Raw genomic sequence first — 13,238 nt, 5'->3', positions numbered from 1 at the left:
CGGTGCAGTCGGGCCCAGACCCCGGCGGCGTGCCACTCGCCCAGCCGACGCCAGCAGGTCTTGCCACAGCAGCCCAGCTCGGTCGGTACCTCGTGCCACTGAATGCCCGTTCGCAGCACGAACAAAATACCAGCCAGCGCCGCCCGGTCGGGCGCACGCGGCCGACCGCCCTTCGGCTTCGGCCGCTCTCGCGGCAACAGCGGTTCCACCACCGCCCAGAGGTCATCAGGAACGAGGAGTGCCATCCTTCCTCAACGCCTCAACCCAGGTTTTGTCCCGAACTTTTAACTGGCAGCACGTTGCCGTCGGCGTCGCGCCGACCCGACTGCATCTCTTCCTCGATTTGGGCGAGATGCGTCTTGTGGTCGTCCTGCAGCGAATTGAACCAAGCGAGAAGGGTTCGCGCCTCTTCCGTCAGAGGTGACTGGGTGGCTTCGAGATGCTGAACCAGATCACGCTGTCGAAGGATGTGACCTTCGCCCTCGCGGACATGACGTTGCACCATTGCCAACGGCGTCTCGCCCCGCATCATTCGGCGAGCGTATGCAGCCGCCCACTGTCCGTCGGGAGTTTTCCTGGCAGTCTGAGCGGTGCTAACTCTTAGATCTGGCGAGGCTTACAATCAGCTTCCCAAGCTGAATGTCGTGGGTCCGATTCCCATCGCCGGCTCCACGTTTCCCCAGCCGCCATGACATGTCGCCACGACCGGGCGCATTACCCCTGGCTGGCCGGGAAGACGTCCATCTCGTCGTCCATTACCCGTTCGATGAAATCTCCCACCAGCAGCTTCAGCGCGCCGAGCGAGGGCATGTCCATCACCATGGCGATGTAGCCGCGGATGCTGCGGTCCCTCACCGAGAAGTTGATGTAGAGGAACAGCACCAGCCCCTCCGCCGGCGCGCCCCCGCCGGTGGAGGAGAGAAGGCTGCTCCCGTCGCCGCGCAGCACCTGGGGAAGCGACATGGTGAGCGAGCGGTGCAACATGTTCGCCATCGTCGCCAGGCAGCCATTCAGGATGACATTGCCGGTCTCGGCCAGGGCCTCCTGCTCCATCTCCGCGGCGTCCTCGGGCGCCACGTCCTCGCCGAGCACGGCGCGCGCGAGGTCGAGCCCACTGGCCTGGGGGAAGATGAGCAGCGCGCGCCCGCGGAAGGCGCCGGTGAAGTCCTGCCGCACGGCGACGAGGTCGTCGCCCTCGCGCTCGCCGATGAGGGCGGCGGCAGTGCCGTAGGGGATGATCTCGATGGCCGGGACCGAGAGCAGCACCTCGCCCCCCACCATCTTACGCAGGCTGGCGGCGGCGCGGCTGACGCCGATGTTCACCAGCTCGGTCAGCGCGTCGCGCTCCAGCGGGCTGAGCTCCACGAGCCCGCCCGCCGTGTCCGAACCGACACTCGCGCCGAGGATGGTCATGGATTGTCCGTTCCGGTGGCGGGTCTTATCGCGCCGCCGCGCGCAGGCGCAGCGCCGCGCCGGAGACGAAGCCGCGCAGCGCCTCCTCCGTCACGGGCTTCGGCACGAAGGTGGCGTTTACCGCCCGCACGCGCGCGATCACCTCGTCCTGCAGGTTGGCGGTGATGACGGCGATAGGCATGGAAGGGTGCAGCGCCCGCATCTCGGAGGCCAGCGTGATGCCGTCCTTGCCAGGCATGTTGTAGTCGAGCAGCGCGAGGTCGATGCCGCCCGCGTCGAGGCGGGCCATCGCCTCCTCCGCATTGCCGGCCTCCACCCGCGCCCAGTCTGGCTGAAGCGCGGCCACCGCCTTTCCCGCCACGATGCGCGCGAGCTTGCTGTCATCGACGATCAGGACCGTGGTGGCCATCCGGCTACTCCGTGAACAGGGGCGGATGATCCCCTTCCGGCAGCGGTGGCGCAAGGAGCGGCAGGAGCCAGCGCGTGTTGAAAGGATCGCCGGTACCTCCGCGCAACGGTGGGCTCAGCGCCAGCAGCACCCCGAAAACGGCGGCGTGCAGCGGCCCCGCCTCGCTGAGGTCCACGCCGCGCCCTGACCCGCCCTGGAGGAAGGCGAGAAGGGGCTCCGCGTCCTCCACCCGCGGTTCGCCCTCCAGCCGCGCGATGTCGCCGTCGATGCGAAGGCTCATCCGGCACCTCTCCCGCCGATCAGTGCCGGCAGGTCGAGCACCACCAGCACGCGCCCATCCCCGAGCAGCGCCGTGCCGAGCATGCCCGGCATGCCCCGTAGCAGCCCCTCGGGCGGGCGGAGCAGCACGTCGAGCCGCCCGGCGAAGCCCTCCACCTCCAGCCCGGCCCGCCCGGCGCCCGCGCCGGTCAGCAGCACCCGCGCGACCTCGCCCCGCGGCGCAGGGGGGAGGCCCAGCAGGCCGGCCAGACGCAGCAGCGGCACGGTGCGATCCCGGAGCACGAAGGCCTCCGCCTGCCGCAGCGGCAGGATGCGCGATGCCGGTACCCGGACCGTCTCCGCCACCGCCTCCACGGGCACGCCGAAGGCCTCGCCGCCCGCGCGCACCAGGAGCACCGTCGTGACCGCCGCGCCCTGCGGCAGGGCGAGCCGCACGGTGGTGCCGGCGCCCCGCGCGGAGTGAAGGGTGACGCGCCCGCCGAGCGCCTCCACCGCTGTCCGCACCGCGTCCATCCCGACGCCGCGTCCGGAGACGTCCGTCACCATCCCGGCCGTCGAGAAGCCGGGGCGGAAGACGAGGTCGAGCGCGGCCTCGTCGTCCAGCGCGCCCGCCGCCGTGGAGTCCAGCAGGCCGCGCGCCACCGCGACCGCGCGCAGCCGGGCCGGATCCATCCCGCGCCCGTCGTCCGACATCTCGATGAGCACCCCGGCGCCGCCCCGGCTCGCCCGCAGCGCGATCCGCCCGGCGCGCGGCTTGCCCGCCGCCTCGCGCTCCGTCAGGGGCTCGATCCCGTGATCCAGGGCATTGCGGAGAAGGTGCAGCAGGGGCTCGAAGAGGCCGTCCACGACGGCCTTGTCGGCCTCCACCGCCTCGCCCTCCAGGTGGAACGCGACCTCCTTGCCGAGCCGGCCCGCGATCTCGCGCGCCGAGCGGGGCAGGCGGTTGAGGCTGCGCCCCAGCGGCACCATCCGCAGGCCGAGCACGCCGCGATGCATCGCTTCCGCCAGCCGCTCGATGCCGGCGCGGCTCTCGGCGAGGGCGCGGGCGAGGGCCGGGTCCGCCTCCGCCGCGCGCTCCACGAGATGGGCGAGGCGGTTCTTCGCGACCACCAGCTCTCCCGCCAGGTCCACCAGCGCGTCCACCCGGCCGGCATCCACCCGCAGCGCGCGGGGCGGGGCGACGGGCGCGGCCTCCAGGGCGGGCGGCGGGGCGGGCCCGGCCGGGGGCGGCAGCTCGGCGAGGCGCACCTGGTCCGCCACCAGGCGCAGCAGGGGACGCAGCGCGGCCTCGGGCGCCGCCGCCACCGCCTCGATCACGAGGTTGCAGGTGAAGGGGTCCGGCCCGGCCTCGGGCCAGGGTTGCCGGGGGGCGATGTGCAACGCGACGAGGCCTGGCAGGGCGCGCACCACCGCCATGGGATCGTCGCCAAGGAAGAAGCAGTCTTCGGCGGGCACGTAGCGCAGGGCGGTGACCATGCGCCCGGCCGCGTGCTCCGCCGCCACCGCTCCCGCCGTCTGGGCCAGGAGCGGCGCCAGCCAGTCCCCGGCCGGTGGTCGGGCGGCGGGCATCGCGGGGGTTCCGCTTACCCCCGGTAGCAGCGCGCGCAGGCCCGCCTCCAGTTCGCCAGCCCGCCGGGCGGAGCCGGCAGGGAGGGTGCCCCCGAGGGCGGCCAGTTCCTCGACCCAGGTCTCCACTGCGCCAACCAGTTCCAGCAGGGCGTCGATGGCGCCGCGGCCGAGCGCCATCCGCCCGGCCCGCACCGCGTCCAGCAAGTCCTCCGCCGCGTGAAGCGCGGCTCCCATGGGCGCGAGGTCGAAGAGGCCGACCGATCCCTTCAGCGTGTGCACCGCCCGGAAAAGGCCATCCAGACGCGCGGTGTCGGCCGGTGTCCTCTCCAGCGCCATCAGCTCGGCCGCCGCCGTCTCGGCCAGCTCGCGGGCCTCGACGAGGAAGGCTTCCAGCAGGTCGCTCATGCCGGTGGACGCTGGTAGACGACCGCGTCCTCGAAGCGCCGGACGATGAAGCGGTCGGAGATGCGGGTCATCGATTCCGTGTGCCCGAGCAGCAGGAAGCCGCCCGGCAGGAGGGCGTTGAACAGCGTGTCCGCCGCCAGGCGGCGCGAAGCCTCGTCGAAGTAGATGAGCACGTTGCGGCAGAACACGACGTCGAAGCGCCCCTCCGCCGCCATGCCGATCGGATCGACGAGATTGGCCATCCCGAAGCGGACGGATTCGCGGAGGTCGCTGATGATCTGCCGCCGCCCATCACGCCTCGGCCCGAAATAACGCGGGATGAGGTGCTCCGGCAGGCGGGCGAGGGAGCGGTCGCCGTAGCGCCCCTCCCGTGCCGCCTCCACCGCGTCGCCGTCGATGTCGGAGCCGGCAATGTCGATGTTGTAGGCATCGACGATCGGCCAGTTCTCGAGCAGCCAGATGGCGATGGAGTAGGGCTCCTCCCCCGTGGAGCAGGGGTTGGACCAGATCCGCACGAGATCCCCGGGGCCCCGCCCCGCCACGATCTCCGGCAGGATGGAGCGGCCGAGGCAGCGGAGCTGGTGCTCCTCGCGGTAGAAATAGGTCTCGTTGACCGTGAAGCTGTTCACCAGCCGCCCCGCCTCGGCCGGGCTGGACTGCAGCAGCGCCATGTAGCCGGCGAAGGAGGTGGCGCCGGAGCGCGCGATCTGCTGGGCCACCCGCCGCTCGATGTAGTAGCGCTTGCCCTCGCCATAGGACATGCCGGTGCGGCGATAGAGGAAATCGCAGAGCCGCCGCAGCTCGTCCTCGCTGAGGGTTCGTTCCTCGCTCACCGCCGCGCCCCGCGAGCCCCTTCCGGGGCGCCCAGCAGCGCCGCCAGCGCCGGGGCGATACCGTCCAGCGGCAGCACCGCGTCCGCGCCGCCGGCCCGCACCAACTCCCCCGGCATGCCCCAGACCACGGCGGTCTCCTCCGCCTCCGCGATGGTGTGCCCGCCCGCCCCCCGCAGCCGCGCCATGGCGGCGGCGCCGTCGCTGCCCATGCCCGTCATCAGCACGCCGACAAGGGCGGCGGCGGGGATGTGCTCCATCGCGCTGTCCACCATCCGGTCCACCGAGGGGTGCCAGCGTCGCGCGGGGTCGGACGGCGCGGCCATCGCCACCGGCCCGCCCGCGCGCAGGCCGAGGATGAGGTCGGCATCCCCACGGCCGACATAGGCGTGGCCGGGCCGCAGCGGCACCGGCCGTGTCACCTCCTCCACGGTCAGCGCGCAGAGCCGGTCGAGGCGCCGCGCGAGCGGACCGGTGAAGTTCGCCGGCATGTGCTGGGCAATGAGGATCGGCCAGGGGAAGTCCGTGGGCAGCGGGCCCAGCAAGGCGTCGAGCGCCGTGGGGCCGCCGGTGGAGCAACCGACGAGCACCAGTCCCGGCGGCGCACCGGGCGGGGCAGCCAAGCGGGGCAGGGGGCCGGCCCTGGCCGGGGTCGGCTGCGGGGAGCGGGGAGGGGCGTTCCCCGCGGCCGAGAGCCCTGCCCGCAGACGCACCCGTTCGGCCAGGCGGTGGCTCCGCCGCAGCCGCGCCCCCGCGGCGGCCCGCACCTTCTCCACCAGCCGCGGCGCCAGCGCGTCGATCGAGAGGGAGGCGGCGCCGGCGGGCTTGCCGATGAAGTCCACCGCCCCCAGCCGCAGCGCCTCCATCGTCGCCTCCGCCCCCGCTTCGGTAAGGGAGGAGAGCATCACCACCGGAAGCGGGTTCTCCAGCATCACCCGGTCGAGGCAGGCCAGCCCGTCCATGCGCGGCATCTGCACGTCGAGCGTCATCACGTCGGGGCGCCGCGCGGCGATTGCCTCCAGCGCCTCCACCCCGTCCCGCGCGAAGGCGACCTCGAAATCGGGTTCCCCCGCGAAGACGCCGCCCAGCAGGCGGCGCATGAGCGCGGAATCATCGACGACGAGAAGGCGGATCACGGCCCCGCAGGCACCTGGGCCGCGACGGCCGCCAGCAGGTCGCGCTCGGCCGCGTCCAGCAGGGCGCGGGGGTCGATCAGCAGGATGATCCGCCCGCCGCGTTCCACCCGGGCCACGCGGTCGAAGACCCGCGCGCCGCCCTCGGCCAGGGGTGAGACGGGGGCGAGGTCCTCCGCCGCCACCGGCAGCACCTCTGACACGGCATCCACCGCGAAGCCCGCGCGCAGCCCTTCCACCGTCACCACCACGATCCGCCCGGCCGGCCTTCCGTCCCCGCTGCCGAAGCGGCGGCGCTGGTCGATGACCGGCAGCACGGCGCCGCGCAGGTTCATCGCCCCTTCAACGAAATCCGGCGCGTGCGGGATGCGCGTCAGCGCGCCGGGATGGCGCACCACCTCCTCCACGGCCGCGATCGGCAGGCCGTAGCTCTCCTCCCCCAGGCGGAAGACGACGAAGCGCTCCGCGGCGCCCGCCTCGCTGCTGACGGCCATCACCTCCTCCTCCGTACCCGTGGCCAGCCGCGCCGCCGTCGCCTCGTCGAACAGCCCCGCCGGGGAGAGGACGGAGACGAGCCGCTGCCCCCCGTCCAGCCGCAGGATCGCGGCCACCCGCGCCTCTCCCAGCCCGCGGGAGAGGATCGGCGGCACCGGCTCCACCGCCTCCTCCTCAACGCGGAGGATCGCGCGCATCGAATCCACGACCAGGCCCAGCCGGTGGGCCCCGAGGCGCGTGACCACGACCCGCGCCGCGCCCGTCGGCTCCCCCGTGGGCAGGCCGAGCAGCGCGTGCGGCGAGACGAGAGGCAGCAGCCCGCCCCGGTGTGGCACGAGGCCGAGGATCGCGCCCTCTCCCGCGCTGAGCGCCGCGGAAGCCGGAAGGCGCGCCACCTCGGCCACCTTGTCGAGCGGCAGGGCGTATTCCTGCCCGGCGACCTCGAAGGCGACGAGCGCCAGCGCCTCGGCCGCCCGCGCGGGGCCTGACTCGGGCAGGGCGGGAGTGGCCGCTCGGGGCGCCGCGCGGGCGAGGCCCGCGAAGGCCTCTTCCAAGAGGGCCGGAAGGTCCAGCGCCCGTGTCCCGCCGCCCGGGCCCAGCCGCGCGACGCGCTCCACCAGCAGCCCGACGGTCGCCGCCCCCTCCACCACCACGATGCGCGCGGCGCGGCCGGGCGGCGCCTCGGCACTCCCGGCCAGCCGCGCGAGCGACAGCACGGGCAGCACCGCGCCCCGCAGGTTGGCGAGGCCCAGCAGCGCGGCCGGCGCGTGCGGCACGCGCGTCAGCGGCACCGGGCGCAGCACCTCCCGCACGAGGGCGGCCGGCAGGGCGAAGCCCTCGCCTGACGCATCGACGGTCAGGACATCGCCGGCCTCGGCCACCTCAGTCGCCCGCCGAGCGAAGCTCGTCCGCGAGGTCGGCGATCTCCTCGATGGCGGCGGCCAGGTCCTCGGTGCCGCGCGCCTGGCTGCGCGCGGCGCCGGAGGCCTGGGCGACGGCGGCGCTCGCCTCCTCCGCCGCGGCCGCGATCTGCTGCGTGCCGGCCGAGACCTCCCGCACGGCGCGCAGGATCTCCTCCGCCCCGGTCAGCACCTCATCGGATCCGGCGCGCAGCGCCCCCAGCTCCGCCTCCGCCCCGGCCAGCCGGTCGAGCATGCTTTGCCCCCGGCCGATCTCGGCGGCCGAGGCAGCCGCGAGGGCGTCGAGGTCGGCGCGCACCACCGCCACCTGGTCGCGGATGTCGCGCACCACGTCCTTCATCCGGTCGGCGTTCTCGCCGGCGTCGCGCGCCAGTTCCCGGATGTCGGTTGAGACGACGGCGAAGCCGCGCCCCGCCTCGCCCGCCCGCGCCGCCTCCACCGAGCCGCTGACCGCGAGCATGTTCGTCTGCACGGCGACGAGCGCGATGCGGTCCACGATCTTCTCGATCCGCCGCCCGGAGGCCTCGAGCGCGCTGGCGAGCGCCGCCACCGCCCGCGTCTCCGCCACGGCCGCCGCCATGCCGTCGTTCAGCGCCGCGAGCCCCGCGCGCGCCCCGCCGAGGCGCGGCGCGAGCGATCCGAGCAGCACCACCGCCTCCGCCGCCGCGGCGCGCGTGTCCCCGGCCGCGCGTTCGATCTCCTCCATTGCCGCGGAGGACTGCTGGGTGGCCGCCGCCTGCGCCTGGGCGCCGCGGCCGATACCGTCCAGGGCCGCGGTGATCTGCCCTGCCGCGCCCGACATCTCCTGCACGACCGCCGACAATTCCTCGGCGGCCGAGGCGACCTCCTCCGCCGCGCCCTCGCTGGCGGTCCCGGCCTGCAGCCCCTCCGCCATGGCGGCGAGGGCCCCGGCCGTGCGCTGGCTCTCGCTCAGCGAGGTGACCTGCTGCTCCACCGCGCGCTGCGCCTCGGCGGTCGCGGCCGACTGCTGCTCGGCGGCGGCCGAGACCCCCTCGGCGCCGCGCTGCGCCTCCCGCGCCGCGCCCTCGGCCTGGACGGCGGCGACGAGGATCGCCTGCGCGCCCTCGGCCAGGGCGTCCATCTCGGCGCGCACCTCGGCCAACGTCGCGACCACGGCGCGGCCCGCGCGCGTCTGCGCCTCCGCGCCCTCGGCCGCGGCGCGAATCCGCTCGCCGATGCCGCGCACCTCGTCGCGGATGGTGGCGACGAGCGCCTGCACCTCGCCCGCGCTCGCCTCCGACCGTTCGGCGAAGGCGCGCACCTCCTCGGCCACCACGGCGAAGCCCCGGCCCTGCTCCCCCGCCCGCGCCGCCTCGATCGCGGCATTGAGGGCAAGAAGGTTCGTCTGGTCGGAGATGTCGCCGACCACGCGGGTGATGTTGCCGATGCTCGCCGCGCCCTCCTCCAGCGCCGCGACGATCTCGACGGAGCGGAGCTGGCGCGCGGCGTTCTCTGCGACCGAGGTGGCGGAGGCCTCAATTCCCGTGCCGAGTTCGATCAGGGCGGCCTGCATTGCCTCCGTCCGGCGGCGCGAGGTCTCCGCCCGGTCCCGCGCCTGGGCGAAAATGGCGCCGAGGCTGTCGATGGCGCCCTGGGACTCCTGCGCGGCACCCGCCGCCTCCTCGGCGGCCGAGGCGATCTGGCCAAGGGCCCGGCCGAGTTCCTCCGCGGCGGCCGCCGCCTCGGTCACGCCGGCCGCGAGCTGCTCGGTCGCGGCGCCGATCCGCTCCGCCGCCTTCTCCCGCCGCGCGCGGGAACGGTCCTGCGCCCGCCGGGCGCGGCTGGGCTGGGCCGCGATCCGGGAGGGCGGGTTCGGCGCGGCGGCGTTCGTCGCCGGCGGCGCGGCAGCCGTCGTGCCCCCTGCAGCCCGCGCCGAGGCGCGCCCGGCCAGCTCGGATGTCTTCACCAGCGCCATGAGGTCTCCCCTGGCCACGCCGCCGCCCGGGCGACGTGCCGGGCGTCCCGGCGGAGACGTGACGAAGCCGCATCTTACCGGCCGCCCCCGTGCCGCGCCAAGCAGGGGCCCTTATTCTCCCTCGTCCTCCGGCCCGAAGGCAGCCGACTTCACGAGCGCCCAGACCGCGAGCCCGGGCCGGAGCGCCAGGCGCGAGGCCGCTTCCGCCGTGACGCGGGAGAGCAGCGCCGCCTCGCCGAGGCGAAGGCGGAGCATTGCCTCATGAGGGCCCGCCTCCTCTACCGACTCGACCAGCGCGGGGAGGATGTTCTGGACTGAGAGGCCCCTCGGCTCCGTCACCGCGACCGACACGTCGCGCGCCCGCACGCGCAGGCGCAGCGCCTCGCCCGGCGGCTCCGCGCGCAGCGGCACGCGCAGCTCCCCGCCCGCGAAGCCGAGCCGCGTGAGCCCGCGCGCCGCGTCGTGCGCGATCACCCGGCAGGCGAGCGCAACTCCCGCGTCCCGCCGCCCCGCGAGCAGGGGCAGGTCGGTGCGGGCCGAGAGCGCCTCGACGGTCCCTGTGGCGAGGACGCGGCCGGCCTCCATCAGCACGAGGTGGTCGGCCAACCGGTCCACCTCGTCGAGCGCGTGCGTGACGAGGAGGATCGGCACCCTGAAGCGGTGCCGCACGCGCGCGAGGAAGGGCAGGACCTCCGCCCGGCGCGGGGCGTCGAGGGCGGCCAGCGGCTCGTCCATCAGCAGCAGCCGCGGGCGCGAGAGCAGCGCGCGGCCGAGCGCCACCCTCTGCCGCTCCCCGCCCGACAGCGCACCGGGCCGCCGCCCGAGCAGGGGGCGGATGCCCAGCAGCTCCACCACCTCCTCGAAGGCGGGGCCGGTGGCGTCCCGCGGCGCGCGGCGCTCGCCGTAGCGGAGGTTCGTCGCGACCGAGAGATGCGGGAAGAGGCGCGCGTCCTGGAACACCACGCCGCAGCGCCGCCGCTCCGGCGGCAGGGCGATGCGGGCCGCGGTATCGACCAGCACGGCTCCGTCCAGCGCCACCCGCGCGCGGTCGGGCCGCAGCAGGCCGGCGACGGCCGAGAGGAGCGTGGACTTGCCGCAGCCGGAGGGGCCGAAGAGGGCCGTAACTCCCGGCGTCGGCGTCGCGAAGGCGGCCTCGATCCGGAAGCCGTCCGCCCCGCCGAAGCGGTGGGACAGCGACACCTCCAGCATCAGTGGGGCAGCATCAGTGGGGCAGCATCAGCGGGGCAGCATCAGCGCGCCGCCCGGCCGAGTGCGAGGGAGAGCCGCCTTCCCGCGAGGTCGGCCAGCAGCAGCCCCGCGACCGCGAGGGCGAGCGACACCGCCGCCAGCCGCGCCGCCACCGCCTCCCCACCCGGGGTCTGGGTCGCGGCGTAGATCGCCAGCGGCAGGGTCTGCGTCTCGCCGGGGATGTTGGAGGCGAAGGTGATCACCGCCCCGAACTCGCCGAGCCCCGCGGCAAAGGCGGTGATGGCGCCGGAGAGGATGCCCGGCGCGATCAGCGGCAGCGTGACCGTCACGAAGCGGTCGAGCGGCCCGGCGCCGAGCGTCCGCGCCGCCGCCTCCAGCCCGGGATCGACGGCGTCGAGGCTGAGGCGCACGGCACGCACGATCAGCGGGAAGGACATGACCGCCGTGGCCAGGGAGGCGCCGGCGGTGGTGAAGACGAGCCGGATGCCGAACCACTCGTTCAGCAGCGACCCCACGGGCCCGCGCAGGCCGAAGGTGACCAGGAGGAGCCAGCCCACCACGACGGGCGGCATCACCAGCGGGAGGTGCACCAGGGCGTCGAGCAGGGAACGGCCGGGGAAGCGGCCGCGCGCCAGCAGCCAGGCCGCGAGGACGGCCGGCGGCAATCCGAAGGCGACCGAGCGGAGGGCGACGGAAAGGCTCAGCCGGACCGCCTGCCACTCCTCGGGAAGAGGCCACATCCCCGCGCTACGGCGCCCGCAGCTCGAAGCCGAAGCGCTGATAGGTCTCCGCCACTTCCTGGCCAGTGGCGAAGGCGAGGAAGGCGCGGGCCTCCGCGTTCACGGCCGCGCGCCGCGCGAGGGCAAAGGGATAGGTCACGGGCGGGTGGCTCTCGGCGGGGAAGGTCCCGACGACGCGCACCCCGCGGGAGGCCGCCGCGTCGGTCGCATAGACGATGCCGAGCGGCGCCTCCCCGCGCTCCACCAGCAGCAGGGCGGAGCGGACGTTGTCGGCGCGGGCGAGGCGCGGCCCGATCGCCTCCCAGGCACCCATCCAGGCGAGGGCGGCCTGGGCGTACTTGCCCACGGGCACGTTGGAGGGATCGCCCGTCGCGAGCCGCCCACTCGGGCCGAGCAGGGCGAGGAGGTCCGTCCCCCTGGTCAGCGCGACCGGCGGCAGAGCCCGGTCGGCCGGGGCGACGAGGACGAGGGCGTTGCCGATCGGACTGACCCGCGTCTCCGGCAGGATAAGGTTTCGCTCCGCCAGGTAGTCCATCCAGGGCTCGTCGGCGGAGGCGAAGATGTCGGCGGGCGCCCCCTGCTCCATCTGCCGCGCGAGGGCCGAGGAGGCGGCGAAGGCGAAGCGGGGGAGGGGATGGCCGCGCCCGCGCCAGGCCTCGCCAAGGGCGCGCATGGCATCGGTGAGGCTCGCCGCCGCGAAGATGGTGACGGCCTCCTGCGCGTGGGCCGCCGATCGGACTCCCACCAAGAGGGGCGTCGCGGCGAGGGCCTTGATCAGGCGGCGGCGGATCACGTCCTTGCTCCGTATGCGGGGGCCAGTCTGGAACGGGGCCGCGGGATGGGCAACCGCGGCGCACAGGATCGTTACGACAGGCGAGCATTACGAAACTCGACAAATCTCCCCTGCCGATAAATTTTACGCCCGATTGGATCATGCCGGGGGGCGTGAGCGATGGGGGTTTGTCGTGCAGGCTGAGACGGTAGAAGTTTACGAGGCCGATCTGGCCGATGATCTTCCCGTAGAGGAGGACCTGAAGCGGCTTCCCCTCGGAACCGCCTTCTGGGCGATCGCCGGCCTCTCGATCCTCCTGTGGGTCGGCATCGTGGCGATTGTCTCCGCCTTCCTCTGACCCCTCGATGGCCTTGGCGGGGAGGCCGGGGCCAGGGGCGGAACAGCGGGCCATTCACGATCCGGTGGGCAGGTGCGCTAGGCGGGCGAGCGCGGCCAGATCTTGTCCTATGCTGCAGTGCGTCGTCACTTCCCGCGCTAAGCAGTGCGAGAGCGATGCCTTGGCCTTGCCTGCGCCTTGCTCTGTCGTTGCCCTGTCGTTGATGGACGCGAGCCTTGCCCGACTCCCTCCTCCGCGGCCATGAACCCGGTGGTTTCAGGCCCGTGGCAGCCCCCGACCCGGTTGCCGGCGGTGGGGCGCGCCGTCGCCCACGCGCCGCCTCGCGCGCGGCGTTGCGGACGGGAGACGTGGTGGTGGCGCTGGCGCTGCTGGGTCTGACGCTGCCGCTGTCGCTGCTGGTGGTGCTGGCGCTGCGGCTGCAGGGCGGCCCGGTGCTGCGTCGCGAGCGGCGCGAGGGCCGCGGCGGCCGGCCCTTCGAGTTGCTGACCTTCCGCAGCACCGCGCCCGGACCCTATGGCCGGCCCGTGCCGACGCGCCTTGGTCGCCTGCTCCGCCCCGCCCGCATCGACCAGCTGCCCGTGCTGCTGAACCTCCTGCGCGGTGATATGACCCTCGTCGGACCCCCGCCTGGACCCGGCGAGGCGCACCCCTCCCCGCCACGCCGCCCGGGCCTCACCGGCTGGGCCGGGATGGACTGAGCCCCGCCTAGCCCAGCCACCAGGCCAGCAGGCGCCCGATCAGCGACCAGGTCAGCCCCGAGAAGGCCAGCA

Annotated in this window: 15 protein-coding genes; 2 read left to right on the top strand and 13 right to left on the bottom strand. The window is 74.5% G+C overall.

Going from position 1 to position 13,238, the window contains the following annotated elements; translation table 11 throughout:
• The 13 genes from BO39_RS32030 to modA form a co-directional block, all read right to left on the bottom strand.
• Positions 1 to 245, bottom strand: a 245-nt coding sequence (locus BO39_RS32030) for a transposase (protein WP_156964026.1), incomplete at its 3' end; no start/stop codon positions are given.
• Between the two features lie 14 nt (positions 246 to 259).
• Complete coding sequence (locus BO39_RS33295; protein ID WP_156964024.1) at positions 260 to 532, bottom strand: hypothetical protein; 273 nt, start codon at positions 530 to 532, stop codon at positions 260 to 262.
• Positions 533 to 714: 182 nt separating this feature from the next.
• Positions 715 to 1,413 (bottom strand): chemotaxis protein CheX, encoded by a 699-nt coding sequence (locus BO39_RS27520; RefSeq protein WP_052402943.1) that lies wholly within the window; start codon positions 1,411 to 1,413, stop codon positions 715 to 717.
• Between the two features lie 25 nt (positions 1,414 to 1,438).
• Positions 1,439 to 1,822 (bottom strand): response regulator, encoded by a 384-nt coding sequence (locus BO39_RS27515; RefSeq protein WP_043839792.1) that lies wholly within the window; start codon positions 1,820 to 1,822, stop codon positions 1,439 to 1,441.
• A gap of 4 nt (positions 1,823 to 1,826) precedes the next feature.
• Positions 1,827 to 2,102, bottom strand: a complete 276-nt coding sequence (locus BO39_RS27510; RefSeq protein ID WP_052402941.1) for a hypothetical protein — start codon at positions 2,100 to 2,102, stop codon at positions 1,827 to 1,829.
• Complete coding sequence (locus BO39_RS27505; RefSeq protein ID WP_043839790.1) at positions 2,099 to 4,075, bottom strand: chemotaxis protein CheA; 1,977 nt, start codon at positions 4,073 to 4,075, stop codon at positions 2,099 to 2,101. Before BO39_RS27505 ends, BO39_RS27510 begins: the two co-directional genes overlap by 4 nt.
• Positions 4,072 to 4,908, bottom strand: coding sequence for a CheR family methyltransferase (locus tag BO39_RS27500; RefSeq protein WP_043839788.1), 837 nt, complete (start codon positions 4,906 to 4,908; stop codon positions 4,072 to 4,074). The genes BO39_RS27505 and BO39_RS27500 overlap by 4 nt, the downstream gene beginning before the upstream one ends.
• Positions 4,905 to 6,041 (bottom strand): chemotaxis-specific protein-glutamate methyltransferase CheB, encoded by a 1,137-nt coding sequence (cheB, locus tag BO39_RS27495; protein WP_043839786.1) that lies wholly within the window; start codon positions 6,039 to 6,041, stop codon positions 4,905 to 4,907. Before cheB ends, BO39_RS27500 begins: the two co-directional genes overlap by 4 nt.
• Positions 6,038 to 7,414, bottom strand: coding sequence for a chemotaxis protein CheW (locus BO39_RS27490; protein WP_052402939.1), 1,377 nt, complete (start codon positions 7,412 to 7,414; stop codon positions 6,038 to 6,040). Before BO39_RS27490 ends, cheB begins: the two co-directional genes overlap by 4 nt.
• Before the next feature lies 1 nt (position 7,415).
• Positions 7,416 to 9,389: a methyl-accepting chemotaxis protein gene (locus BO39_RS27485; RefSeq protein ID WP_043839784.1), complete on the bottom strand. Its 1,974-nt coding sequence runs from the start codon at positions 9,387 to 9,389 to the stop codon at positions 7,416 to 7,418.
• Positions 9,390 to 9,500: 111 nt separating this feature from the next.
• On the bottom strand, positions 9,501 to 10,598 hold the full coding sequence (gene modC / locus BO39_RS27480; protein ID WP_043839782.1) for a molybdenum ABC transporter ATP-binding protein: 1,098 nt from the start codon (positions 10,596 to 10,598) through the stop codon (positions 9,501 to 9,503).
• Positions 10,599 to 10,639: 41 nt separating this feature from the next.
• On the bottom strand, positions 10,640 to 11,338 hold the full coding sequence (gene modB / locus BO39_RS27475; protein WP_043839781.1) for a molybdate ABC transporter permease subunit: 699 nt from the start codon (positions 11,336 to 11,338) through the stop codon (positions 10,640 to 10,642).
• A 7-nt stretch (positions 11,339 to 11,345) separates the two neighbouring features.
• Positions 11,346 to 12,131 carry a molybdate ABC transporter substrate-binding protein gene (gene modA / locus BO39_RS27470; protein ID WP_043839779.1) on the bottom strand — a complete coding sequence of 262 codons (786 nt, stop codon included), beginning with the start codon at positions 12,129 to 12,131 and terminating at the stop codon, positions 11,346 to 11,348.
• A gap of 172 nt (positions 12,132 to 12,303) precedes the next feature.
• Between modA and BO39_RS33290 the strand changes: the two genes are divergently transcribed.
• Together BO39_RS33290 and BO39_RS27465 are read left to right on the top strand one after the other, a co-directional pair.
• The gene (locus BO39_RS33290) at positions 12,304 to 12,468 is read left to right on the top strand and encodes a hypothetical protein (RefSeq protein ID WP_156964022.1); all 165 of its coding nucleotides are present in this window, start codon (positions 12,304 to 12,306) and stop codon (positions 12,466 to 12,468) included.
• A 215-nt stretch (positions 12,469 to 12,683) separates the two neighbouring features.
• Positions 12,684 to 13,166, top strand: coding sequence for a sugar transferase (locus BO39_RS27465; RefSeq protein WP_084698614.1), 483 nt, complete (start codon positions 12,684 to 12,686; stop codon positions 13,164 to 13,166).
• Positions 13,167 to 13,238: the final 72 nt, after the last annotated feature.

This window comes from Roseomonas aerilata DSM 19363, assembly GCF_000711725.1.
Classification (GTDB): domain Bacteria; phylum Pseudomonadota; class Alphaproteobacteria; order Acetobacterales; family Acetobacteraceae; genus Roseomonas; species Roseomonas aerilata.
This window is presented reverse-complemented; position numbering and strand designations above follow the sequence as displayed.